This window comes from Thioclava sp. GXIMD2076 (genome assembly GCF_037949795.1).
Lineage (GTDB): Bacteria > Pseudomonadota > Alphaproteobacteria > Rhodobacterales > Rhodobacteraceae > Thioclava > Thioclava kandeliae.
In genome coordinates, this window is the sequence record NZ_CP149932.1 from 2,265,020 (window position 1) to 2,288,122 (window position 23,103).

The following is a 23,103-nucleotide window of genomic DNA, read 5'->3' on the forward strand; positions in this document are numbered from 1 at the left end:
GCCTCGGCCCTTCCCCATGGACTGTGTGGCATCATGAAGGCGCTGATGATCCAGGGCGCGGGCTCGAATGTGGGAAAATCCATGCTGGTTGCGGGCTTGTGTCGGGCGGCGCGGCTGCGCGGGCTGAGCGTTGCGCCCTTCAAGCCGCAGAACATGTCCAACAATGCCGCCGTTACCGTGGATGGTGGCGAGATCGGGCGGGCGCAGGCCTTGCAGGCGATGGCCTGCGGAGTGGAGCCTGTGGTCGATATGAACCCGATCCTGCTCAAGCCCGAGAGCGAGACCGGATCGCAGGTGATCGTGCAGGGCAAGCGGCGGGCGACCGTGAAGGCGCGCGATTATGCGGCATTGAAGCCCTCTCTGATGGCGCCGGTTCTGGAGAGTTTCGCGCGCCTTAAGGCCACGCATGATCTGGTCATCGTCGAGGGGGCGGGTAGTCCTGCCGAGGTAAACCTGCGCAAGAATGACATTGCCAATATGGGCTTTGCCTGCGCGGCCGATGTGCCGGTGGTGCTGGCCGGAGATATCGATCGTGGCGGGGTGATCGCACAGATCGTGGGGACGCAGGCCGTGCTCGGCGCGGGCGACCGCGCGCGGATCGCAGGATTTCTCATCAACAAGTTCCGTGGCGATCCGCGGCTGTTTGACGAAGGTTACCGGATGATCGAGACGCGCACGGGCTGGCGCGGTTTTGGCGTTTTGCCGTGGTTTGCGGAGGCTGGCCGTCTGCCGGCCGAGGATGCGCTGGATTTGCCGAATGCCTCGGGTGGCTCGGGGCTCAGGGTGGTCTGTCTGGGGCTTTCGCGGATTGCCAATTTCGACGATCTCGATCCGCTGATGCAGGAGCCGCATGTGTCGCTGAGCATTTTGCGGGCGGGCCAGCCCCTGCCCGGTGATACCGATCTGGTGATCATTCCCGGTTCCAAATCCACCCGTGGCGATCTGGCCTTTTTGCGCGCGCAGGGCTGGGAAGTGGACTTGCAGGCGCATGTGCGGCGTGGCGGGCGGATCCTCGGGATCTGCGGCGGCTACCAGATGCTGGGGCGTGTCGTACATGATCCGCACGGGCTTGAAGGGCCTGCGGGCAGCGATCCCGGTCTGGGGTTTCTCGATATCGAAACGGTGATGGTAGAGGACAAGCGCCTGACACGGGTGGAGGCCCTCCATGCACCGACGGGATGCGGATTCTCGGGCTACGAGATCCATATCGGGCGTAGTGACGGGCCTGATCGTGCACGGCCCTTTGCGATGGTCGCGGGCGTGCCCGAAGGGGCAATCTCGCCCGATGGCCGGATCATGGGCAGCTATCTGCACGGGATGTTCGGTGAGGACGGGTTCCGTGCGGCATGGCTGGGCACGCTCGGAGCGCGGTCGGGCAATATTGCGCATGGAGCCCTGGTGGAAGCCACGCTCGACGCCTTGGCCGCCCATCTGGAGGCGCATCTGGATGTGGACGGCTTACTCGGCCTTGCCCGTTAGTGCATGCGCAAGGCGCGCCCATTCTGTCTCGTTGCCGGGAAGGCCGAGGCGGATCCAGCGCGGATGCCACGGGAAGATGCGGCTCCAGATATGGGCGCGGGCCAGTCGGGACTGCGCCCGAACCGCATCGGGGGTCGCGTAAAGCCGGAATAGCTCTGTCCCACCCACAAGGTCCCAGCCTGCCTGCGCGGCCAGCGCGTCCATACGGGCCATGTCCTGAACCAGCCGCGCGATCGTGGTGCTCTGCCAGTCGCGATCTGCCAGCGCTCTGGTGCCGATGGCAAGCCCCGCACCGCAGACAGGCCAAGGGCCTGCCATCTCGCGCAACCGCGCGATCCGGGCTTCGGCCCCCAATGCAAAGCCAAGCCGTAGCCCCGCCAGCCCGTAGAACTTGCCGAACGAGCGCAGCACGAAGAGATCCTCCTCTCCAACCTGCCCCGCAAGCGACAGATCGGGGCGCGGATCGGCGAAGCTTTCATCGACCACCAGCGTGCCGACCCTGCCGCGCAAGGCCATCAGTACCTCGGGGCTGTGGCATTGCCCGTCGGGATTGTTGGGATTGACCACCACGGCCAGCCGCGCGCCCTCCAAATCGCGAAGGTGACGGACCTCCTCGACCTGCCAGCCCGCCTGACGCAGGCACGCGGCATGCTCGTTATAGGTGGGTGAGAGGACGCGGGCCTTGCGCGGGCCGTCCAGCAGCATCGGCAGCATCTGGATGGCCGCCTGTGCACCGGCCAGCGCGGCAATCCCCCCACCGGTCATGCCGTAGCTCTGGCGCGCCACGGCCAGCAGCGCCGCCATGGACGCGCCGGTGGGCAGGTCGGTATAGGCCGCAGGCGGGAGCGTGCCCACGGGATAGGGCACGCGGTTGATCCCTGTGGAGAGGTCGACCCACTCGCCCTGCCCGCCCGTCCGGCCATATTCGGCCATGGCCCAATCGAGATTTCCACCGTGATCACGCATATCGGGGCCTTTTCAGAGACAGGACAGAAGGGCAAGACACAAGGCCGCAAGCCCCATCGCCCTGAGATAGAGGGAGAGCCCGCGCGTCAGATCCTGCGGGCGCGGATCGGGGGCGCCTTCATTGACATAGGGTTCATGCGCCACATGGTCACCATAGACCCGCGGCCCCGACAGGCGCACGCTCAAACCCGCCGCCAAGGCCGCCTCGGGCCAGCCGGCATTGGGCGAGCGGTGTTTGCCCGCATCCTGCGCCATCACCTTGAGCGCCCGCACAGGCGCGGAGACCAGCGCAAAGATCAGCCCAGTCAGGCGCGCGGGGATCAGGTTCACCCCATCATCCAGACGGGCCGCGAATTTGCCGAACCATTCATAGCGGTCATTGCGATGGCCGATCATGGAATCGAGCGTGTTGATGGCCTTATAAGCCGCAATCCCCGGCAGCCCCAGAAGCGCCCCCCAGAAGAGCGGCGCGATGATCCCGTCAGAACTGTTCTCGGCAAGGCTTTCGAGCGCCGCACGCGCCACCCCGGCCTCATCCAGCCGGGCCGGATCGCGCCCGACGATCATCGACACCGCCACGCGGGCCTGCGGCACATCGCCCGCAGAAAGCGGGCGGGCAACGGCGGCCACGTGGCTATACATCGAGCGCGCGGCAATCAGCGGCCAAGCACAAAGCGACAGGATCAGCGTCCCGAGCCAGTTCGCGGGCGCAAGCCATGTGATGGTGATGGCGAGCATCACGGGCAAGAAAATCGCGCAGAGCGTGGTCGCAACCCCGCCCCAGAACCGCCCGTTATCGGACCAATGCGCGCGATTGAGGCGCCCCTCCAGCGCATGGATCAACGCCCCCAGCCATGTCACCGGATGGCCGATGCGCCGGAATACGGCTGCGGGCCATCCAAGGACCGCATCGATCCCGAAACCGATCAGCATGATGAGTGCTCCGGTCATGATCCCCTCCGCTGGCCGAGCGTGAATTCCACCACCCGCCCATAGCCTGCCGCGCGCAGCCTGTCACGGATTGTATCGCACTGTTGGCGCGACGCCGAAAGTGGCAGGACCAGCGCCCGTGCCGATCCCGTATGGGCGCGCAGATAGCCCAAGGCCCCCACCTCGCATGCGAGCCCTGATGTGGGATCGGCCGCGGGCCCCCGCAGAGCGGTCGTGCGCGCGGCGCTCTGGGCCGCCAGTGCAGCCACCTGTGCCAGATCCCCGCGCAGGCAGGCCGCCCGCCAGGCTGGCAGAAGATCCGAAATATCGGCAAAGTGCTGATCTTGCGGACGGGTGGGTTCGGGCGCACCCCAGAGCCCGCCGATCAGGCGCATTGGCGGCGGCGCGGGCAAGACGCCGAGGCTTTCTCCCTGACGCGAGGCCCAGAGATGGCAGTCCGGATAGGTATGGGCCAGCGGGTCGCTCGCGCCCTCGATCTTCCAGCAGAGCCGCATGATCTGCGACGCGGGCAGCGCGGGCGCCATATGGCGGATCAGCGCCGTCAGCGCGGCGGTCGAGGCGCCACAACCCGCCCCCGCCACCATTGAGGCGCCGAGCCGGACCGCTCCGCGCAAGGGGCGCCGCAGCATCCGCTGGATCTGCGCCAGTGCCCCCGCAGGCAGAAGGCGTTGCGGGTCATGCACATGGCCTGTGGGTGCGGCTCTGACATCGAGCGTGACGCCCAGCACCGGACAGGGCACCGAGACCAGCGCAACCGGCCCCGTGCTGCCGATCCGTCCCTGCAGGAACTCGCCGAAATGTCCGGCGACCCGCAGGCGCGTGCTACGGGTCAGACGCATCGGTTGACCTCGTGGATCACCGCGCCCCCGGACAGGAAACTCACCCGCGTGAGCGATAGCGGCGCGATCTCGAAGCGCAGCCCCGCAGCGGGCACGTCCAAGGCCAGCCCCAGCACGGCGCGGATGGTTCCGGCATGGGCGAGCACCGTCACCCGCCCCGACAGCGGCGCAAGACCACGCGGCACCCGTGCGCAGAGATCGAGAAAACTCTCGCCCCCGGGCGGTCGATGTGCGGCCAGCACCTCGAGCGGTAGCGGCCCCAGATCGGGCAGTTCGGCATAGGGACGGCCCTCCCATTCCCCGAGATCCTGTTCCCAGAAATCCGGCTCGGTCCCGATCGGCAGATCGGGCCAGAGCGCGCGCGCGGTCTGGACACAGCGCAGCGCGGGACTTGCCACGATGCGCGCAGGCTCTGGCACCGCCTCCGCCACCCGCGCCAAGGCCGTCCGGTCCGCGAGATCTGCGCCGAGATCGCGGCGTCCATAGACACACCCATCGCCTATAACGGGGGCATGGCGGATCAGCACCAGCTCGCATTGCGGACCGTCCTCGGGCGGCGGGAGCGCTGACGGCTGCGTGATCGACATAAACTACCTCTTTGCTTTCCAGCCCGTTTCTGCTTTCTCATCGCCCGATGAGCAAGATCATTCTAATGACCGGCGGCGCGCGTTCAGGCAAGTCTCGCCTCGCGGAGAACCAGGCCCTGAGCCTCGGCTCTCCCGCGATCTATATTGCCACGGCACGGATCTGGGATGCCGAGACACAGGCGCGGGTCGAGGAACACCGCGCCCGTCGTCTTACGGGCTGGCGCGATATCGAGGCGCCGCTCGATCTCGTCGGCGCTCTTAGGGATACCGACGGGGGCGCGCCGCGTCTTGTCGACTGCCTGACGATGTGGCTGACCAACCTGATGATGGAGAACCGCGATATCGAGGCGGAGGCAGAGGCCCTTATCGGCTGTTTGCCACAGCTCGACGCGCCGGTTATTTTCGTCACCAACGAGGTCGGAATGGGAATCGTTCCTGAAAACGCTCTTGCGCGCCGCTTCCGCGACGCGCAAGGACAGCTTAACCAGAAAATAGCCGCCGTGGCGGATGAGGTCCATCTTGTCACCTGCGGCTATGCACTAAAGGTCAAACCACAATGAGCCTCTTTCCGCTTTCCACCCTGTCCCAGCTCGACGGTCTCGCCGACAGGCTGCCCGCGTTCGACAACGAGGCCGCCGAGGCGGCCCGCACGCGGCAGGGCCAGCTCACCAAGCCGCCGGGATCCTTGGGGCGGCTGGAGGATCTGGCGGTCTTCATGGCAGGCTGGCGGGTCACCGACAGGCCCCGCATCGGCAAGGCACAGGCGATTGTGTTTGCAGGAAACCACGGGATCTGCGCGCAAGGGGTAAACCCGTTCCCGCAATCGGTCACCGCGCAGATGGTGGCCAATTACGAACATGGCGGCGCTGCGATCAACCAGCTCTGCCGCGCGAACGGGGCCGAGTTGTCGGCCGTCGCCATCGATCTCGACCGCCCCACGCGTGATTTCACGCAAGGCCCCGCGATGGACGAGGCCGAGGCGCTCGAGGCGCTCAATCGCGGTGCGGCATCCGTGAACCCAAAGGCGGATGTGCTGATATTGGGCGAGATGGGTATTGGCAATTCCACCATTGCGGCGGCACTGGCTTCGGCGCTCTTCGGGGGCGATGTGGCCGATTGGGTCGGGCGTGGCACGGGGTCGGACGATGCGGGGGTCGCGCGCAAGATCTCGGCTATCGAACGTGGCCTCGAACGCCATCAGGGCCTGAGCGCGGCGCAAACGCTTGCCGCCCTTGGCGGGCGCGAGCAGGCTGCGATCTGCGGCGCGGTGCTGGCCGCACGGCTCTACCGGATTCCGGTGCTCCTTGACGGATTCATCTGCACGGCCTCGGCCGCCCCCCTCTTCGGGGTCGATGCGCGGCTTCTGGAGCACTGCCTCGTCGGCCATGTCAGCGCCGAGCCCGGCCATCGCAAGATCCTTGGTCACCTTGGAAAGGATCCGATCCTCGGTTTCGACATGCGATTGGGCGAAGGCACCGGCGCGGCCCTTGCACTCGGCATCCTGCGCTCGGCGCTCGAATGCCATAACGGCATGGCGACCTTCTCGGAGGCGGGTGTCGATGAAGCGCACGAGGATGACACGACCATGGATGCCGCCCAATGATCCGCGCCCGTCTGGCCGAATTGCAGCTTGCCGTCATCCTGCTCTCGCGCCTGCCTGCAGGCCGGTTGCCGGAGGATAAGATCAATCTCGGCCAGACGGTCTGGGCCTATCCGATCGCGGGTCTGCTGATCGGCACGGGAGGAGCGCTGGCGCTGGGGCTCTCGGCCCTTCTGGGGCTGCCGCCCTTTGCGGCGGCCCTCCTGTGCCTTGTCACGCTGACCTTCCTGACGGGCGCGCTCCATGAGGACGGGCTGGCCGATCTGGCGGACGGGTTCGGCGGTGGTCGCGAGCGTGAGAAAAAGCTCGATATCATGCGCGACAGCCGGATCGGCAGCTACGGGGTAACCGCGCTGATCCTGGCCTATGGCCTGCGCGCCTGCGGTATCGCGGCGCTTTATGCCCAGGGCGCCCATCTGGCGGCAGCGGCGCTGATCGCGCTGGCTATGGCCTCGCGCGCGCAGATCGCCATCTGGCAAAGCCTGATGCCGGTGGCCCGCCCCGACGGGATGGGCCATGCCGCCACCGGGGTTCCGAAAAACGCCCTGATCCTCGCGCTAGTCTATGGCGCGCTGGGGCTGACGCTGACGGGGATCTATGCGCCGCTCATCGGGCTGGCCGTGGTGCTGGGCGGGGCGGCCGTGGCCTATCTCGCCAAGCGCCAGATCGGCGGGCAGACCGGCGATGTGCTGGGCGCAAGCCAGCAGGCCTCCGAGATCCTCGGCTGGATCGCCCTGATGTCGCTATTGTAGAGTGCGTAAATTTTAAGCGTATCCGGCGATAATTTGGCCGGAATGTCGAAAACACTGGCCCTTGATCCCAGCACTTGCCTAGTTTGGCATAACCTGTTTCCAAGGACTGCGTGCTATGGCGATTTACGCATCGATTCATCATCTTACCCATTACAAATATGACCGCGACGTCATGCTTGGCCCGCAGATCATCCGTCTGCGACCGGCGCCGCACTCGCGCACCAAGGTGATCTCGCATGCGCTGAAAGTCACACCGGCCGAGCATTTCGTGAACCTCCAGCAGGATCCCTATGGCAACTGGCTGGCGCGGTTTGTCTTCCCCGAGCCGGTGCGCGAGTTCAAGATCGAGGTCGATCTGGTGGCCGATATGACGGTCTATAACCCGTTCGATTTCTTCGTCGAGGAATGTGCCGAATACTGGCCCTTCGACTATCCGTCGGATTATGCCGCAGATCTTGCCGTCTACCGCAAACCCGAGGAAGGCTCGGAGGCGCTCGACGAATTCGTTGCGACCATCCCGCGCAAGAAGGAGCGCACGGTCGATTTCCTCGTGGGCCTCAACATGCAGGTCTCGAACCTCGTCGATTACACGATCCGGCTGGAACCGGGCGTGCAGACGCCCGAGGAGACGCTGACGCTTAAATCGGGTTCCTGCCGTGACAGCAGCTGGCTTCTGGTGCAGGTGCTGCGGCGGCTTGGCTTTGCCGCGCGGTTTGTCTCGGGCTATCTGATCCAGCTCAAACCCGATGTGAAGGCGCTCGATGGCCCCTCGGGGACCGAGCATGATTTCACGGATCTGCACGCATGGGTCGAGGTCTATCTGCCCGGTGCGGGCTGGATCGGGCTCGACCCGACCTCCGGCCTGATGACCGGCGAGAGCCATATTCCGCTGGCCGCCACGCCGCATTACCGCACCGCCGCCCCTATCGCCGGTGGCTTTACCGCCGATGGCACCCCCGAGGTCGAATTCGATTTCGACATGGAGGTGACCCGCGTGGCCGAGCACCCGCGCATTACCAAGCCGTTTTCGGACGAGGCATGGGAGGCGCTCAACGATCTGGGTAAACAGGTCGACCGCGATCTGGCCTCGGGCGATGTCCGCCTGACGATGGGCGGCGAGCCGACGTTCGTCTCCATCGATGATTTCCAGTCCGAGGAATGGAATACCGCCGCCGTTGGCCCGCAGAAGCGCGACCGTGCCGATGTGCTGATCCGCAAGCTGCAGGGTCGTTTCGCACCGGGTGGCTTCCTGCATTACGGTCAGGGCAAATGGTATCCGGGCGAGACGCTTCCGCGCTGGACCTTCTCTCTCTACTGGCGCCATGATGGGCAGCCGGTCTGGTCGAACACTGACCTGATCGCCCCCGAGGGCACATCGCAAGATGCCACGCCGCTGCAGGCGCAGGAGCTGATGCGGGAAATCGCGAGCCAGCTGGATGTGGATGAGAATTACGTCATTCCCGCCTATGAGGACCCTGCCGAATGGCTGGTGCGCGAGGCGCAGCTTCCCGAGAATGTGACGCCTGCCAATTCCAAGCTGGAGGATGCCGAGGCGCGCCACCGCATAGCGCGGGTCTTCGACCGTGGCCTGACCACGCCCACTGCCTTCGTGCTGCCGGTCCAGCGCTGGCAGGCCAAGGCGGGCGGTGCGGGCTGGCGCTCGGAGCGCTGGAAACTGCGGCGCGGCGCGATGCTTCTGGCTCCCGGTGACAGCCCTGCGGGCTACCGTCTGCCGCTGGCCTCGCTGCCGCATCTGAGTGCGGCGCAATACCCCTATCACAACCCCGCCGACCCGACGATCCCGCGCCCGCCCCTGCCCAAGCGCGATCCGGTGAAACCGGCCGAGCGGCTGAGCCAGCCGATGGCCTCTTTCATCCCTTCCGAACCGATGGGGGAAGGCTTCACACCGCAAGGCTCGCCCGAGATCGAAGGCTTCGTGCGCACCGCGCTTTCGGTGGAGCCGCGTGACGGGCGGCTGTGTGTCTTCATGCCGCCGGTAGTCTGGCTCGAGGATTATCTCGACCTTCTGCGCGCAGCCGAGACGGCGGCGGCCAATCTGGGGCTCAAGGTCCATATCGAGGGCTATGCCCCCCCGAATGATCCTCGTCTCAACGTCATCCGCGTGGCCCCCGATCCGGGCGTGATCGAGGTCAATATCCACCCTGCCCATTCCTGGGAGGATTGCGTGGCCACCACCGAGGCGATCTACGAAGAGGCGCGCCTCTCGCGGCTCGGGGCCGACAAGTTCATGATCGATGGACGCCATACCGGCACGGGCGGCGGCAATCATGTGGTGGTGGGCGGCGAGACGCCCAATGACAGCCCCTTCCTGCGCCGCCCCGACCTTCTGAAATCGCTGATCCTGACATGGCAGCGCCATCCCTCGCTCAGCTATCTCTTCTCGGGCATGTTCATCGGCCCGACCTCGCAGGCGCCCCGCATCGACGAGGCCCGCCATGACAGCCTCTACGAGCTCGAGATCGCGCTGAACCAGATCCAGCCGGGCATGGCCGTGCCGCCATGGCTGACCGACCGCCTGCTGCGCAATATCCTGATAGACGTGACGGGCAATACCCACCGCGCCGAGATCTGTATCGACAAGCTCTACTCGCCCGATGGCCCGACAGGCCGTCTGGGCCTCGTGGAGTTCCGCGGCTTCGAGATGCCGCCGCATCCGCGCATGTCGCTGGCCCAGCAGCTCCTGATCCGTGCGATCATCGCACGGGCCTGGAAAGCGCCCGTCGAAGGGCGTCCGGTGCGCTGGGGCACGGTGCTCCATGACCGCTTCATGTTGCCGCATTTCATCTGGGAGGATTTCCTGAGCCTTCTGGCCGAGCTGAAAGAGCATGGCTATGCGTTCGATCCGGCATGGTTCGTGGCGCAGGAGGAGTTCCGCTTCCCCTTCTGCGGACAGATCACCGTCGAGGGCGTGCATCTGGAGCTGAAACAGGCGCTCGAGCCGTGGCATGTGCTGGGCGAGACCGGCGCGATCGGTGGCACTGTGCGCTATACCGACAGCTCGGTCGAGCGGATGCAGGTCAAGATGACCTCGCTCCATCAGGACCGCTACAAGGTCACCTGCAACGGGCGCTTCCTGCCGATGACGCCCACGGGCACCTCGGGCACCTCGGTCGCGGGCGTGCGCTACAAGGCATGGAAGCCGCCGGAATCGCTGCATCCGACCCTGCCTACCAATGCGCCTTTGGTGTTTGACATCTATGACACATGGTCAAACCGCGCGATCGGAGGCTGCACCTATAACGTGGCCCATCCGGGCGGGCGCAACTACGACACCTTCCCTGTCAATGCCAATGAGGCGGAGGCGCGGCGTCTGGCGCGGTTCCAGCCGTTCGGGCATACCCCGGGGGCCTATGTGCCGCCGATGGAACATCCGCATCCCGAATTCCCCTTGACGCTTGACCTTCGACGTCCCATCGGGCTGATCTGAGCCCGGAAGTTATCAAGGCAGACCAATGGCCGAGAAAAAGCAGCATCCTGCCAGCGCCCTGCTGGCAGGCTATCGCCCTGTAAAGGGGGTCGCGGACGAGCTCTTCGACGCACAGGGCCGCATGCGCCCTGTCTGGCGGCGTTTCATCGACCGCTTTGTGCGGCTGAGCCCCGAGGAAATCGAGGCGCGGTTCGAGCGGGCCGATCTCTATCTGCGCGATGCGGGGGTGTTCTACCGGCAATATTCCAACGATCCGCTGACCGAGCGCAGCTGGCCGCTCAGCCATATCCCGGTGATCCTGCATGATAGCGAGTGGGACCATATCTGCGAGGGGCTCACCCAGCGCGCCGAGCTGCTGGAACATGTGATGGCCGATCTTTACGGCTCCGCCGATCTGGTGGCGCAAGGTCATCTGCCGGCCGAGCTGATCGCGGGGTCGAAACAGTTCCTGCGCCCGATGGTGGGGGTCAAACCCAAGGGCGGGCATTATCTGCATTTTCTGGCCTTCGAGATCGGGCGCTCGCCTGATGGATCGTGGTTCGTGCTGGGGGACCGGACGCAGGCCACGTCGGGGGCGGGCTTTGCGCTCGAGAACCGGATGGCCACGGGGCGTGCCTTCCCCGAGCGGTTCCCGCGGGCCTATATCCACCGGCTTGCAGGGTTCTTCGGAGCATTTCTGGGTGCCTCCGAGCGGCTGGCCGAGGATCGGGACCAGCGTCAGGCGATCCCCGCGATCCTCACCCCCGGCCCCTCCAACGAGGCCTATTACGAACACACCTATATCGCGCGCTATCTTGGGGTGCCGCTTCTGGAGGGCGAGGATATCGTCGTCGAGGATGGCCGTGCCAAGGTGCGCACGATCTCGGGGCCGCAGCCGCTGGGGGCGCTCTGGCGGCGCATCGATTCGGGCTTTGCCGACCCGATCGAACTCGACGAGACCAGCCAGATCGGCACACCCGGTCTGATGGAAGCCGTGCGGCGCGGGCATCTGGGGATGGCCAATGCGCTCGGCTCGGGGATCATGGAAATGCGCTCGATGCTGGCCTTCCTGCCGCGTATCAGCGAGGTGATGCTGGGCGAGCCGCTCAAACTCCCCAATATCGCCACATGGTGGTGCGGTGCACCCGAGGCGCGCTCCTATGTCGAAGCCAATGTCAAGCGGATGATGATCGGATCGGCCTATGCGGTGGATCTGCCCTTCGACCTGAACGCCACAACCGCGCTCGGCGGGGAGTTTCGTGGCCGCGCCAAAGGCTCTGTCAGCCAGTGGCTCGAGGAGGAAGGCCGCGCATTGGTGGGTCAGGAAGCCGTCACGCTCTCGACCACACCCGCATGGTCGCGCCAAGGAGACGGTCAGGCAAGGATCACCCCGCGCCCGATGACGGTGCGGGTCTTTGCCGCGCGCACCGAAGACGGCTGGCGCTTCCTGCATGGCGGCTACGCCCGTATCGGCCAGTCCGAGGATCCGACAGCACTCGCGATGCAGCGCGGCGGATCGGTGGCCGATGTCTGGGTGGTGTCTGACCGACCCGTGCCGCAAGAGAGCCTTGCCGCAGAGACCACAGGACGGTTCCAGCGCAGCGATCAGGGCATCCTGCCCGCGCGCGCGGCCGATAACCTCTATTGGCTCGGACGCTATATCGAGCGCACGGAGGATGCGATTCGGCTCCTGCGGGCCTATCACCTGCGCCTTGCCGCCACCGGCAATGCCGCCGATCCGCGGCTCAGGCTGATGCGCGTCTACCTGTCCTCGGTGGGCTATACATTCGAGAAAGCGATCCCCGATACGCTTCTGGGGCGCTTCGAGATGGCGCGCAGCTGTGCCGCCAAGGTGCGGGACCGGTTCTCGACCGATGGCTGGAATGCGTTGAGCGATCTTCTGGAGACCGCCCGCCGACTGCAGGGCAAGACCAAGAACGGAGATGACGCGGCGCGCGCGATGTCGGTGTTCCTGCGCAAGATCACCGGCTTCTCGGGGCTGGTGCACGAGAATATGTATCGCTTCTCCGCATGGCATTTCCTGTCCTTCGGGCGGGCGCTTGAACGTGCCGATGCCACCGCGACGCTTCTCGAGCTTTACGCCGCCCCTGACGCGCCCGAGGGCGGGCTCGATCTGGCGGTCGAGGTCTGTGACAGCGTGATCACCCATCAGCGGCGCTTCCGCGTGGAAACCAGCCGTGACACGGTGCTGGACCTGCTCGCACTCGATGGTGACAATCCGCGTGCGCTCGCCTTCCTGATCTGCCGGATGGAGAACATCGCGCGCAGGATGCCCAACGCTATGGATCATGCCCGTCCGGGGCCCTTGATGCGCCGTCTGATGCAGCTCTCGACCGAGTTCAGCTGTGCCGAGCCGCGTGACATGACCCCCGAGCGTCTTGCACGGCTGCGGCGCGAACTGGGCGAGCTGTCCGACCTCCTGACCACAGCCTATCTGAGATGATGACCCATGTTCTATGATCTGAAACTCGTCATCGCCTATCACTATGATTATCCAACGGATCGCGCCCGCAATATGCTGCGGCTGATGCCCCGCTCTCTGGCGGGGGTGCAAGCGGTCCATGAAGCGACCCTTCACATCGATCCTGTCCCTGACGAACAGCATGATCTGACCGATTATTTCGGCACCTGCATGTCCCAGGTAGCATGGGCGCGGCCCGTGTCCTCGCTGCGGTTCGAGGTGCGGGCCAAGGTCGAGCGCAAGGAAGACCCGCGCAAGATGGATTTCTCGGCGCGCCTGACTGCCCTGCCGCGTGATCTGGCGGCATCGATGTCACTCAAACCCGATGCGCCCCACCATTTCACCCATCCCTCGCCGCGCATTCCGCGCGTGCCGGCCATCACGGCTTTCGGCGCGGATTGTGTGAGCCCCGCCATGAGCACCTATGAGGCGATTGCGGCAATCGGGCATGCCATCCATCGCGAGATGGAATTCGACGCCTCTGCCACAACGGCCGAGACGCCTGCGCATGAGGCCTTCGAGGCACGGCGCGGCGTCTGTCAGGATTTCGCGCATATCATGATCACCGCTTTGCGCGGGATCGGTATTCCGGCAGGCTATGTCTCGGGCTTTTTGCGCACCAATCCCCCCGAAGGGCAGGAGCGGCTGGAGGGCGCGGATGCGATGCACGCATGGGTGCGTGCCTGGGCCGGTGCCGAGATGGGCTGGGTCGAGTTCGACCCGACCAACGACCAGTTCGCGGGCACCGATTACATCACCGTGGGTTATGGTCGCGATTACGCGGATGTGGCCCCCGTGCGCGGGGCGCTGCGCGGTGTGGGCGGCGCCAAGACAACACAGGCCGTGGATGTGATCCCGCGCCCGCATCTTGGCGCGGTGTGATGCCAACGGCAGGCCGTTGTCCCGAATCTAGCGGCCCATGAATTCCAGCACGGAGCGGGCGGCCCGCAGACCCGGGGCCTCGCCGCCCTCGCCCAGACGCTGCATCGTCAGTTCCATCGCCGCCACCTGACCGGCCCGCGTCTCGGGATCGTCGAGGATCTGCGAAAGCTTCTCCGAAATCAGTCGGGGCTGGCAGTTGGGCCCCAGAAACTCGGGGATCTCGCGGGTATCCGATACCAGATTGACCAGCGTGACCGTATCGATCTTCATCATGTTCCAAACGATATGCCATGTGATGCGCGAGGCATCATAGGCAATGACCATCGGTGTGCGGTTGGCCGCCAGTTCGAGCGAGACCGTGCCCGAGGCCGCAAGCGCCAGATCGGCTGCGGCAAAAGCCGCACGTTTGTCCTCGGTGGCTTCGACCACGATCGGGGCCACCGGCCAGCGCGCCGTCATCTGCCGCACGAATTTCGACACCCCCCGCACGGTGGGCACCACGACCCTCAGGCCCGGCTCCCGGTCGCGCAGCTGCATCAGCGCCTCATCGAACCGCGGCCCCAGACGCGAGACCTCGGATTTGCGCGATCCGGGCAGGCACAGGACGAGCGGCTGGTCCGCCCCGATCATATGGGTCTCGCGGAAGGCGCTCGCCTCCTCGCGGCTGGCCAACGGCTCGGTCACGACCGGATGGCCCACGAAATCACAGCTCATTCCGGCTTCTTCCATATAGGGCGGTTCGAAAGGCAGCAGGGCCAACACATGATCGACCGTCTTGGCCATCTTGGCCGCGCGCCCTGCCCGCCACGCCCAGACAGATGGAGCGACGTAATGCACGACCTTCTGCGACGGATGGCTCTGTTTTACGATCTTATGGACACGCAGGCAGAAATCGGGGCTGTCAATGGAGATCACCACATCGGGTCTCTCCGCGATGACCGCCTCGGCAGTCTCTCGGATGCGGCGTTTCAGCTCGCGGTATTTCGGCAGGATCTCGGCAATGCCCATGACCGAGAGTTCTTCCATCGGGAAGCGCGAGGACAGCCCCTCTTCTTCCATGTGCTGGCCACCGATCCCGGTGAACTCGACCTCCGGCACCATCGCCTTCAGACCCGCCATCAACGCGCCACCGAGCTTGTCGCCCGAGGGTTCACCCGCGATGATGAAGACCCGCATCAGGGACGCACCCAGAGGAAGAGACCGGCTTCTGTCGCAGCCGCAGCGGTGGCCGCCTGATCGAGCACCATCACGCCGCCGGCTTCGATCACGATGCCCTTGAGCCCCGCTCTGGCCACCTGCGCAACCGTCTGCGGCCCGATCACCGGCAGATCGATCCGTCGGTCCTGGGTGGGCTTGGGGGCCTTGAAGAACACGCCGCCGCCCGGGTTGAGCGCCTTGTGCTGTGCCACGAACTCGAGCATGGCATCGGTGCCGGGCTGGGTTTCGACGGCCAGACATAGCCCGTTCGAGACCACACATCCCTGCCCCACATCTGCCTCGCCCATCGCGGCATGAATGGCCGCGGCGCGTTCGGCATCTTTCTCGTCGCGCTCGCTGATCGTGCCCAGACGGAATCCCGCAGGCGGCAGAAGCTGCGGCAGGATCTCGTGGATCCCCAGCGTCTCGATCTCCCATTCGGAAAACAGCTCGATCACCGCGCGCAGCGTCGCATCATCGCCCTGTTGCATGGCGCCCACCAATCGCGGGACAAGCTGCGCGGTCTTGAGATCGAACATCTCGGGTTCGATCTTGGGACGCGACAGCGATCCCGCAAAGACCACATGCGTGACCCCGCGCGAGACCAGCTCGTCGAGGAACGGCACCAGACGCTCGAAACGGAAGCGCAGGACCTCGCCCTCCACCTCGCAAGGGAACCCGTCCATCTCGCAGACGGTCAGCCCCGGCACGGCTTGCGTCAGCATTTTGGGCGCCGCCCCTTGGCCTGCGATCAATGCGATGGTGTTGGGGTTCATCTGTCCGTCCATTATGCTGGCCTTACTTATGATGGGGCGTCAGGAAAGAACGATCCGACGGGCCCAGAATGAAATCAAGAACTTCGCGCACCAGCTCGCTGTCGGAGCCTGCCTCGTTCTGTTCACGGGCAACTTCACGGAAATTGCCTTCGCCAAGGGCTTTGTAGAGATCGCGCAGCGCGGTGATCTCGGCGCGGTCGGTGCCACGGCGCCGCAACCCCACGAGGTTCATCCCCTCGACATGGGCGCGCGGGCCCGCGACCAACGCATTCGGCATGACATCGGCCGTCACCATCGACAAGGCGCCGATCATCGCGCCGCGTCCGATGCGCACCCATTGGTGCACGCCCGAAAGCCCGCCCACGATCGCATCGTCGCCGATATGGCAATGCCCCGCGACCGCCACGGAATTCACCAGAATCACGCGGTCGCCAATGATGCAGTCATGCCCTACATGACACGAAGACATATATAGCCCGTCATCGCCCACGCGCGTCACACCGCCACCGCCTGCAGTGCCGGTATTCATGGTGACATATTCGCGGATACGGTTGCGTTTGCCGATGACCAGACGGGTCTTCTCACCGCGGAATTTCAGGTCCTGCGGGATCTGGCCCAGCGAGGCGAAGGGATAGACCTCCGTCCCCTCGCCGATCTCGGTCGCACCGGTCACCACCACATGCGAATGCAGCGTGACATCCGCCCCGAGAGAAACCTCGGGGCCGATAAGACAGAAGGGACCGATCTTGCAGCCCGCGCCGATGGTGGCGCCCTCTTCGATGATAGAAGAGGCGTGGATCTCGGCAGTGGGATCGATCGCCATGCCCGTCTCCTTACTTGCCGGTCGCCATCATGGCGGTCAGCTCTGCCTCGCAGGCCAGCTCGCCATCGACCAGCGCACGGCCCTCGAATTTCCAGACCTTGCCGCCGCCGCGCAGCAGCTTCACTTCCATGCGCAGAACATCGCCCGGCACCACTTTGCGGCGGAATTTCACCTTATCCATCGACATGAAATAGACCGACATATCCTTGTCGATCAGGTTCTTGGAGATCCCGGTGATCACCGCGGCCGTCTGCGCCATCGCTTCCACGATCAGCACGCCCGGCATGACGGGCTCCTGCGGGAAATGGCCCTCGAAATGCGGCTCGTTCGAGGTGACGCATTTGATGCCTACACCGCTTTCCATAGGCACGATGTCCGTGACCTTGTCCACCAGAAGGAAGGGGTAACGATGCGGCAGCATACGTTTAATGAGCGCCAGATCGGCTTCGGTATAGGGGGCGGCTTCGGTCATTCTTCTGTCCCTTGTATATCTTTTTGCCGACGACGGATCGCCGATCGGGCCGGAGCCATGAAATACCAACCCCCGCAAGACATTGCAAGGTAACCACGCGGGCCGCACATCGTAAAACGATACGGGCGTGGTAGAGGTTACGGCGCGGTCGAAAGCGGCGGCATCTCGCCTTGCTCCAGCAGATCGGCACCGTCCTTGGGCGCTGCGGCCTCGGAGGCGGCAGCGGAGGCCGGATCGGGCGCCGTGCCACCGAGCTCCTCGGGCACGGGCTGCGGAATGCCGGATCCGAGTTTGGCATCAACAATATCGCGCATGTCATCGGTCACATCGATCTGAGACAGCCCGCGGATGATCACCCGCCGGTCAATCACGATCTGGGCACCTTTCTTGCGCAGAAGATCATCCAGAAGCGGCAGCGCCGCTTTCAGAAAAGCCTGCTGCTCGGCCTCGACCTGATGCGCGAGCGCCTCGGCCTTGGCTTTCTGGGCCGCGCGGATATCGGTGGCTTTCTTGTCGAATTCAGCCGCCGCCTTCTGGAAGGCCTGCGGGGTCATGCTCGCCCGGCGCTGGGTCAGCGATTTTTCCTCGCTGACCAGATCATCGGCAATGCGCTTGTTCTCGCTGCCGAGCGAGGCCGTCTCGCGGGCCAACTGCTGCTTGACCCTGCGGGCCCATTCCGAACTCTGGTAAAGCTCGTCCCAATCCAGCGTGAGGATCGGCATATTGGCGGAAACGGCCCCGTCGCGCGTGGCGGAAGGGCCGTTCTGCGCAGCCGTCTGAGCAAGGGCGGGCACCGAGACAAGCGCGGTCAACCCCGCCAGCCCGATCAGCCCGACCCTATGCCGCAGCGACATCATGGATCAGAACTTCGTCGAAACGGTCAGATCGAAGTTCTGCTCTTCGTCGTAATCTTCCTTCACGATGGCTTTCGAGAAGTTCAGACGCAGCGGACCGATGAAGCTGTCCCACAGGACCGAGACACCGATTGCCGACCGCAGGTGGAAGCCGTCATCGACATTTTCCACACCATCGGTATCGTCAAGCCCCCAGACAGAGCCCGCATCGAGGAAGACCGCACCACCGAGTTTGTATTCCTCGGGCAGACCCAGCGGGAACTGTGCCTCCAGACGTGCGACGGCGAAATACTTCCCGCCAAGCGCGTCCTCGTTGGGCGCAGCCGTATCGCGCGGACCGATGCCGTTCGATTCGAAGCCACGGATCTTGTTATTGCCGGTGAAGCGGTCGAGGATCGTGGTGTCGCCCGAGGCCGCGATGATCCCGCCGCCTTCCAGCTCGGCCCGCAGCGTGACCTCGTCGTTCCAGACCTTACGCTGTGCGCGGCCAAGAGCGGTGGTCGTCACCGCCTGCACATCCCCGCCAAGACCCGCGAATTCCTGATCGAAGCGGAACAGGTAGCTGTAACGCGGATCGATATTATTTTCGCTGGTATCATAGGTATAGGTATAACCGACTGCGGATTTCCAGCGCGTGCCTTCCTCGCGGCTGAGGATCGGCGAGGAGCCGGTATCCTCGTCGGCATCATAGTCATCGACACCCGAGAGGCGTTCGCTCGTGAGGTTATAGCGCAGCTTCAGACGCGCATTCTCGGAGACCGGGAACTCGATCGACGGCTCGATGCCGGCGCGTTCGGTGTCGTAATCCGAGTTGTCATCGCTGGTCGTCGTGTAGAAGACCTTGCCCGTTGCCGCCAGATCGCGACCGAAGAGATAGGGTTCGGTGAAGCTGATGACCGAGCTCTGGTTGTCCGAGGTCGTTCCGATCGACACGGCCAGATGCTGGCCACGGCCGAGGAAGTTGCGCTCGTTGAGGGCCGCCGTAATCCCGAACCCTGCCGAGGCGCCATAGCTTGCGCCGAAGGTCAGCGAGCCGGTGGGCTGTTCGGTCACGTTCACGTCCACGATCACCTGATCGGGATTGGTGCCGGGCTTGGTGTTCACATCGGCATTCGAGAAATAGCCGAGCGCGCGGATACGTTCTGCCGAGCGCTTGATCTCGCGCGGATTGTAGGGGTCGCCTTCGACCGTGTGGAACTCGCGACGGATCACGCGATCCAGCGTTGCGGTATTCCCTTCGATATCGATCCGCTCGACAAAGATCTTCGGCCCTTTCACCAGCGCGAACTGGATATCCAGCGTGCCGGTGCGCGGGTTGCGGGTGATCCGCGGATCGACGCGCACGAAGTTCAGCCCTTCCTGACGGGCTTTCTCTTCCATCCGCGTGACGGCCAGATCGATGGCATTGGGCGAGTAGATCGCGCCGGTGCGGATCTTCGACAGCGGCGCATATTCCGACACGTCGAGACCGTTCACTTCGGAGACCGTCGTGATCTTGCCGAATTTGAACATCTGACCTTCGGAGATGTTATAGGTCATGAAGAACCCGTCACGGTCGCGGGTCATCTCGGAGGAGACGCCATTGACCTGCACATCGGGATAGCCACGCGAGCGGTAGAAATCGGTCAGCAGCTGGCGATCCAGATTGACGCGGTCGGCCACGAAGGTGTCACGCTGGATGAACTGGTGCAGGATACCGGCCTGTTTGGTCTGCAGGACCTGACGCAGGCGGCGGTCAGAAAACGCCTTGTTGCCGGTGAAGGTGATGCGCTGGATCTCGGTGACCGCGCCTTCCTTGATCTCGAAGGCGATATCCACGCGGTTATTCGAGCGGCGGATGACTTTGGGCGTCACACGCGCATTCACACGGCCGCCTTCGGCATACGCATCGGCGATCAGCTGGGCATCGGCCTCGACGGTTGCCGGATTATAGACGCGACGGCTCTCGGATTTGACGATCTTCGCAAGCGCTTCGTCTTTCAGGCGCTTGTTCCCCTCGAAGGCGATCACGTTGATCGTGGGGTATTCCTGCACATTGATTTTCAGAGTCGAGCCTTGCGGCACCAGTTCGACCGTCTCGAAGAGACCGGAGGATTGCAGCTTCTGATAGGCGGCGTTCAGCTCGCCCGCGCTCATGCTCTCGCCCACTTTGATACCTGCCGTGCCCAGTACCGTCGCGTTATCGACGCGCTGGTTACCGGTGATCGAAACGCTGGAGAAGCTGTAGCTCTGCGCCCAGACCGTTTCGGGGAGTGCCACGCTGGTAAGAGCCACGGCAAGCGACAGAGCCGCCGGCACGAGAATACCGGAAAATTGTCCAAGACCTTGCCGGCCAGTTTGCCTGTTTGTCATCGCCCTCTCCAGCCTTTCGGCAGCATTATTCGTTAATTGTCGATACCGAGTCTATGCGGGCTTGTCAAAGCGAAGAGCCCCCATTTAATCAATTCGGAAGACAGTGCCCCGATGTCACTGCCTCCCGCCTGCATTCTGCCTCAGGGACAGAGAATATCATTGGACAGACCGAAAAGCATCAGCCCGAAAACAAGCGCCACGCCGATCGACATCAGCACGTTCATGATGCGGTCGGAAGGCGGCTTTCCGGCGATCGCCTCATAGCAATAGAACATCAGGTGCCCGCCATCGAGAACGGGGATCGGAAAGAGATTCAGGAAGCCCACGGCGGTCGACAGGAGCGCGATGAACCAGATGAAATTTTCGAGCCCCGATTTGGCCGCCGCAGCCGAGCCCTGCGCGATCCCGATCGCCCCTTGCAGGTTGCACGAGGAAATATTGCCGAGGATCATGTTACTCAGCCCCGAGACCGATTGGGTGACAATGCCCCATGTCTGGGACACGGCCCCCGTCAGCGCCTCGCCCAAACCGGTCGGGCGGGTCAGCGGCTCGAAGATGAAGCCCCCCGTCGCCCCGATCATCCAGCGCGTCTCGAAGCCGCCGTCAACGCTGGGCACATCGGTGCGCTTGGGCGTGAGCACCATCTGTGACGTTGTCCGGGTGGCTGCATGCCAGACCGTCAGATCGAGCGGTTTACCCTTGGAGGACGAGACCGCCTGACGCAGATCCTCGAAGGTCCAGATCGGATTGCCATCCACCGCGGTGATCACATCACCTTCCACTAGCCCCGCCGCATAGGAGGCGGATTTGGGGGCGACCCCCGTCAGGCGCGGCGGAAAGAGCTGCGGGCCCTCGATATCCATCACCTGCCCGTCGCGCGCGACCTGCAGGGGCAGTCTCGCACCCTCGGGAGCGTCGGCCAGTGCCTCGTTGAAACTCGGGTAATCGGGCGTGGGCTCGCCCGCCACCGCCACGATCTCGTCACCGCTGCGCAGCCCGCCCGTGCCATCGGGCAGCGCATAAAGCACCCCCACAACGGGTTTGTCGGTCGGCGTGCCGGTATAGAGCATCAGCCCCGCAATCACCCCGATCGACAGGATGAAGTTGAACACAGGCCCCGCCACAACCGTCGCGGCCCGCGCCCAGAGCGGCGCGCCATGCATGGTCTGGCGCAGCTCCTCGGGGCTCAGCGCCGCAAGTTCGGCCTCATCGCCTTTGGCCGAGGCCGCATTGGCATCGCCCCGGAATTTCACATAACCGCCAAAGGGAAGCGCCGCGATCTGCCAGCGGGTGCCATGTTTATCGACCCGCGAGATCAGCTTGGGGCCAAAGCCCAGCGAGAACACATCCGCCTTGATCCCCGACCAGCGCCCGATGATGTAATGGCCATATTCATGGACCGTGACGATGATCGACAGAGCGATCACGAAACTCACGATCGTATAGAGAAAATTCCCGAGATCCGGCAGCAAGTCCACGCGATCAATCCTTGGCTTGGGGTCACTGGGTGACTTTGGTCAGAAAACGCCGCGCCAGCGCACGGGCCTCCGCATCGGTATGGGCAATGTTATCCAGACTTATCGCCGTATTGCAAAGGCCTTGACGCGCTGACATCTCCGTCAGCACTTCCTCGACCACACGGGCCATATCGAGAAACCCGATCCGGCCATCGATAAACCCATCAAGCGCGATTTCCTTGGCGGCGTTGAAGGCCGCTCCCGCTGTGCCGCCGATCTCCATCACCTCATAGGCCAGACGCAGCGCGGGATAGCGCGCGGCGTCGGGGGCGCGGAAGGTCAGGCTACCGAGTTTTGCCAGATCGAGCCGCTCGACCGGCAGTTCCGCCCTATTGGGCCAGTTGAGCGCATAGCCGATGGCATGGCGCATATCGGGCGCGCCCATATGCGCCATCAGCGCCCCGTCGCGGAAGCCCACAAGCGCATGGACCATGCTCTCGGGATGGACCAGAACCTCAATCTTCGAGGGCTCCACACCGAAGAACTCGCGCGTCTCGATGATCTCGAGCGCCTTGTTGAACATCGACGCCGAGTCGATGGTGATCCGCTGGCCCATATCCCAGTTCGGGTGGCTCGACGCCTGCGCCACGGTGGCGCCTGCCAGTTTCTCCATCGGCCAGTCGCGGAAGGCGCCGCCCGAGGCGGTGATGATGATCCGCTCGACCGCGTCGATATCCTCGCCCACCAGCGCCTGAAAGATGGCCGAATGCTCGCTATCGACGGGCAGGATGCGGGCGCCGTGTTTCTCGGCCTCGGCCAGCAGAAGCGGGCCTGCGGTCACGAGGCTTTCCTTGTTGGCCAGCGCCAGTGTCGCGCCCTGCCGGAGCGCGCGGAACCCCGGCGCAAGGCCCGCGGCCCCCACGATCGCCGACATCACCCAATCGGTCGGACGCTCTGCCGCCTCGATCAGGGCCTGCGTGCCGGCCGCTGTCTCGATGCCGGTTCCCGAAAGCGCCTCGCGCAGCGCGGGCAGGCAGTCGTCATAGGCGGTTACCGCCAGTTCGGCCTTCAGGGCAATCGCCTGCTCGGCCAGACGCCTGATATTGCGCCCGCCGGTCAGCGCCACGACCTGATGATCGGATCGCTGCAAGAGATCGAAGGTGCTTTCGCCGATAGACCCCGTCGACCCGAAAACTGTAACGCGCAT

Annotated in this window: 19 protein-coding genes; 7 read left to right on the plus strand and 12 right to left on the minus strand. The window is 64.5% G+C overall.

Annotation, left to right across the window (positions count from 1 at the left end):
• Nucleotides 1–33: 33 nt before the first annotated feature.
• Nucleotides 34–1,479, plus strand: coding sequence for a cobyric acid synthase (locus WDB91_RS11150; RefSeq protein ID WP_339114511.1), 1,446 nt, complete (start codon nucleotides 34–36; stop codon nucleotides 1,477–1,479).
• Here the strand turns inward: WDB91_RS11150 and cobD are convergent.
• Genes cobD through WDB91_RS11170 form a run of 4 tightly spaced genes read right to left on the minus strand, consistent with a single transcriptional unit; the run spans nucleotide 1,459 to nucleotide 4,822 of the window.
• Entirely contained in the window at nucleotides 1,459–2,445 is a 987-nt protein-coding gene (cobD, locus tag WDB91_RS11155; RefSeq protein ID WP_339112632.1) for a threonine-phosphate decarboxylase CobD, read from the minus strand. The two genes, WDB91_RS11150 and cobD, sit on opposite strands and share 21 nt — an antisense overlap.
• Nucleotides 2,446–2,457: 12 nt before the next feature.
• Nucleotides 2,458–3,396, minus strand: coding sequence for an adenosylcobinamide-phosphate synthase CbiB (gene cbiB, locus WDB91_RS11160; protein ID WP_339112633.1), 939 nt, complete (start codon nucleotides 3,394–3,396; stop codon nucleotides 2,458–2,460).
• Nucleotides 3,393–4,235, minus strand: a complete 843-nt coding sequence (locus WDB91_RS11165) for a propanediol utilization protein (RefSeq protein ID WP_339112634.1) — start codon at nucleotides 4,233–4,235, stop codon at nucleotides 3,393–3,395. The genes cbiB and WDB91_RS11165 overlap by 4 nt, the downstream gene beginning before the upstream one ends.
• A complete protein-coding gene (locus tag WDB91_RS11170; protein ID WP_339112635.1) occupies nucleotides 4,226–4,822 on the minus strand; it encodes a histidine phosphatase family protein in 597 nt (198 codons plus the stop codon). The genes WDB91_RS11165 and WDB91_RS11170 overlap by 10 nt, the downstream gene beginning before the upstream one ends.
• A 47-nt stretch (nucleotides 4,823–4,869) precedes the next feature.
• Between WDB91_RS11170 and cobU the strand changes: the two genes are divergently transcribed.
• The 6 genes from cobU to WDB91_RS11200 all read left to right on the plus strand — a co-directional run bounded on the left by cobU (nucleotide 4,870) and on the right by WDB91_RS11200 (nucleotide 13,965).
• Nucleotides 4,870–5,382: a bifunctional adenosylcobinamide kinase/adenosylcobinamide-phosphate guanylyltransferase gene (gene cobU / locus WDB91_RS11175; RefSeq protein WP_339112636.1), complete on the plus strand. Its 513-nt coding sequence runs from the start codon at nucleotides 4,870–4,872 to the stop codon at nucleotides 5,380–5,382.
• Nucleotides 5,379–6,425, plus strand: a complete 1,047-nt coding sequence (gene cobT, locus WDB91_RS11180) for a nicotinate-nucleotide--dimethylbenzimidazole phosphoribosyltransferase (RefSeq protein ID WP_339112637.1) — start codon at nucleotides 5,379–5,381, stop codon at nucleotides 6,423–6,425. The genes cobU and cobT overlap by 4 nt, the downstream gene beginning before the upstream one ends.
• Nucleotides 6,422–7,174 (plus strand): adenosylcobinamide-GDP ribazoletransferase, encoded by a 753-nt coding sequence (locus WDB91_RS11185; RefSeq protein ID WP_339112638.1) that lies wholly within the window; start codon nucleotides 6,422–6,424, stop codon nucleotides 7,172–7,174. Before cobT ends, WDB91_RS11185 begins: the two co-directional genes overlap by 4 nt.
• A 115-nt stretch (nucleotides 7,175–7,289) precedes the next feature.
• Nucleotides 7,290–10,622 carry a transglutaminase family protein gene (locus tag WDB91_RS11190; RefSeq protein ID WP_339112639.1) on the plus strand — a complete coding sequence of 1,111 codons (3,333 nt, stop codon included), beginning with the start codon at nucleotides 7,290–7,292 and terminating at the stop codon, nucleotides 10,620–10,622.
• 25 nt (nucleotides 10,623–10,647) lie between these two features.
• A complete protein-coding gene (locus WDB91_RS11195; RefSeq protein WP_339112640.1) occupies nucleotides 10,648–13,065 on the plus strand; it encodes a circularly permuted type 2 ATP-grasp protein in 2,418 nt (805 codons plus the stop codon).
• A gap of 6 nt (nucleotides 13,066–13,071) precedes the next feature.
• Nucleotides 13,072–13,965, plus strand: coding sequence for a transglutaminase family protein (locus WDB91_RS11200; protein WP_339112641.1), 894 nt, complete (start codon nucleotides 13,072–13,074; stop codon nucleotides 13,963–13,965).
• Between the two features lie 27 nt (nucleotides 13,966–13,992).
• On the opposite strand, the gene lpxB is transcribed toward WDB91_RS11200, so the two are convergent.
• From lpxB to dxr, 8 genes are all read right to left on the minus strand, one after another.
• A complete protein-coding gene (gene lpxB, locus WDB91_RS11205) occupies nucleotides 13,993–15,141 on the minus strand; it encodes a lipid-A-disaccharide synthase (protein WP_339112642.1) in 1,149 nt (382 codons plus the stop codon).
• Nucleotides 15,141–15,938 carry a UDP-2,3-diacylglucosamine diphosphatase LpxI gene (gene lpxI / locus WDB91_RS11210; RefSeq protein WP_339112643.1) on the minus strand — a complete coding sequence of 266 codons (798 nt, stop codon included), beginning with the start codon at nucleotides 15,936–15,938 and terminating at the stop codon, nucleotides 15,141–15,143. Before lpxI ends, lpxB begins: the two co-directional genes overlap by 1 nt.
• A 22-nt stretch (nucleotides 15,939–15,960) precedes the next feature.
• Entirely contained in the window at nucleotides 15,961–16,761 is an 801-nt protein-coding gene (gene lpxA / locus WDB91_RS11215) for an acyl-ACP--UDP-N-acetylglucosamine O-acyltransferase (protein ID WP_339112644.1), read from the minus strand.
• Between the two features lie 10 nt (nucleotides 16,762–16,771).
• The gene (fabZ, locus tag WDB91_RS11220) at nucleotides 16,772–17,233 is read right to left on the minus strand and encodes a 3-hydroxyacyl-ACP dehydratase FabZ (protein WP_339112645.1); all 462 of its coding nucleotides are present in this window, start codon (nucleotides 17,231–17,233) and stop codon (nucleotides 16,772–16,774) included.
• 137 nt (nucleotides 17,234–17,370) lie between these two features.
• On the minus strand, nucleotides 17,371–18,090 hold the full coding sequence (locus tag WDB91_RS11225; RefSeq protein ID WP_339112646.1) for an OmpH family outer membrane protein: 720 nt from the start codon (nucleotides 18,088–18,090) through the stop codon (nucleotides 17,371–17,373).
• A 3-nt stretch (nucleotides 18,091–18,093) separates the two neighbouring features.
• On the minus strand, nucleotides 18,094–20,439 hold the full coding sequence (gene bamA, locus WDB91_RS11230; RefSeq protein WP_339112647.1) for an outer membrane protein assembly factor BamA: 2,346 nt from the start codon (nucleotides 20,437–20,439) through the stop codon (nucleotides 18,094–18,096).
• Between the two features lie 140 nt (nucleotides 20,440–20,579).
• Nucleotides 20,580–21,926, minus strand: a complete 1,347-nt coding sequence (gene rseP, locus WDB91_RS11235; protein WP_339114512.1) for an RIP metalloprotease RseP — start codon at nucleotides 21,924–21,926, stop codon at nucleotides 20,580–20,582.
• 13 nt (nucleotides 21,927–21,939) lie between these two features.
• Nucleotides 21,940–23,103 (minus strand): 1-deoxy-D-xylulose-5-phosphate reductoisomerase, encoded by a 1,164-nt coding sequence (gene dxr, locus WDB91_RS11240; protein WP_339112648.1) that lies wholly within the window; start codon nucleotides 23,101–23,103, stop codon nucleotides 21,940–21,942.

What these genes read in the sequence shown, in the direction of transcription:
- WDB91_RS11165 (WP_339112634.1), bottom strand. Translation starts at nt 4,235, where the DNA reads ATGCGTCTGACCCGTAGCACGCGCCTGCGGGTCGCCGGACATTTCGGC.
- fabZ (WP_339112645.1), bottom strand. Translation starts at nt 17,233, where the DNA reads ATGACCGAAGCCGCCCCCTATACCGAAGCCGATCTGGCGCTCATTAAA.
- WDB91_RS11190 (WP_339112639.1), top strand. Translation starts at nt 7,290, where the DNA reads ATGGCGATTTACGCATCGATTCATCATCTTACCCATTACAAATATGAC.
- WDB91_RS11185 (WP_339112638.1), top strand. Translation starts at nt 6,422, where the DNA reads ATGATCCGCGCCCGTCTGGCCGAATTGCAGCTTGCCGTCATCCTGCTC.
- WDB91_RS11150 (WP_339114511.1), top strand. Translation starts at nt 34, where the DNA reads ATGAAGGCGCTGATGATCCAGGGCGCGGGCTCGAATGTGGGAAAATCC.
- cobT (WP_339112637.1), top strand. Translation starts at nt 5,379, where the DNA reads ATGAGCCTCTTTCCGCTTTCCACCCTGTCCCAGCTCGACGGTCTCGCC.
- cbiB (WP_339112633.1), bottom strand. Translation starts at nt 3,396, where the DNA reads ATGACCGGAGCACTCATCATGCTGATCGGTTTCGGGATCGATGCGGTC.
- WDB91_RS11195 (WP_339112640.1), top strand. Translation starts at nt 10,648, where the DNA reads ATGGCCGAGAAAAAGCAGCATCCTGCCAGCGCCCTGCTGGCAGGCTAT.
- cobU (WP_339112636.1), top strand. Translation starts at nt 4,870, where the DNA reads ATGAGCAAGATCATTCTAATGACCGGCGGCGCGCGTTCAGGCAAGTCT.
- dxr (WP_339112648.1), bottom strand. Translation starts at nt 23,103, where the DNA reads ATGCGCGTTACAGTTTTCGGGTCGACGGGGTCTATCGGCGAAAGCACC.
- lpxB (WP_339112642.1), bottom strand. Translation starts at nt 15,141, where the DNA reads ATGCGGGTCTTCATCATCGCGGGTGAACCCTCGGGCGACAAGCTCGGT.
- bamA (WP_339112647.1), bottom strand. Translation starts at nt 20,439, where the DNA reads ATGACAAACAGGCAAACTGGCCGGCAAGGTCTTGGACAATTTTCCGGT.
- WDB91_RS11170 (WP_339112635.1), bottom strand. Translation starts at nt 4,822, where the DNA reads ATGTCGATCACGCAGCCGTCAGCGCTCCCGCCGCCCGAGGACGGTCCG.
- cobD (WP_339112632.1), bottom strand. Translation starts at nt 2,445, where the DNA reads ATGCGTGATCACGGTGGAAATCTCGATTGGGCCATGGCCGAATATGGC.
- lpxA (WP_339112644.1), bottom strand. Translation starts at nt 16,761, where the DNA reads ATGGCGATCGATCCCACTGCCGAGATCCACGCCTCTTCTATCATCGAA.
- lpxI (WP_339112643.1), bottom strand. Translation starts at nt 15,938, where the DNA reads ATGAACCCCAACACCATCGCATTGATCGCAGGCCAAGGGGCGGCGCCC.
- WDB91_RS11200 (WP_339112641.1), top strand. Translation starts at nt 13,072, where the DNA reads ATGTTCTATGATCTGAAACTCGTCATCGCCTATCACTATGATTATCCA.
- WDB91_RS11225 (WP_339112646.1), bottom strand. Translation starts at nt 18,090, where the DNA reads ATGATGTCGCTGCGGCATAGGGTCGGGCTGATCGGGCTGGCGGGGTTG.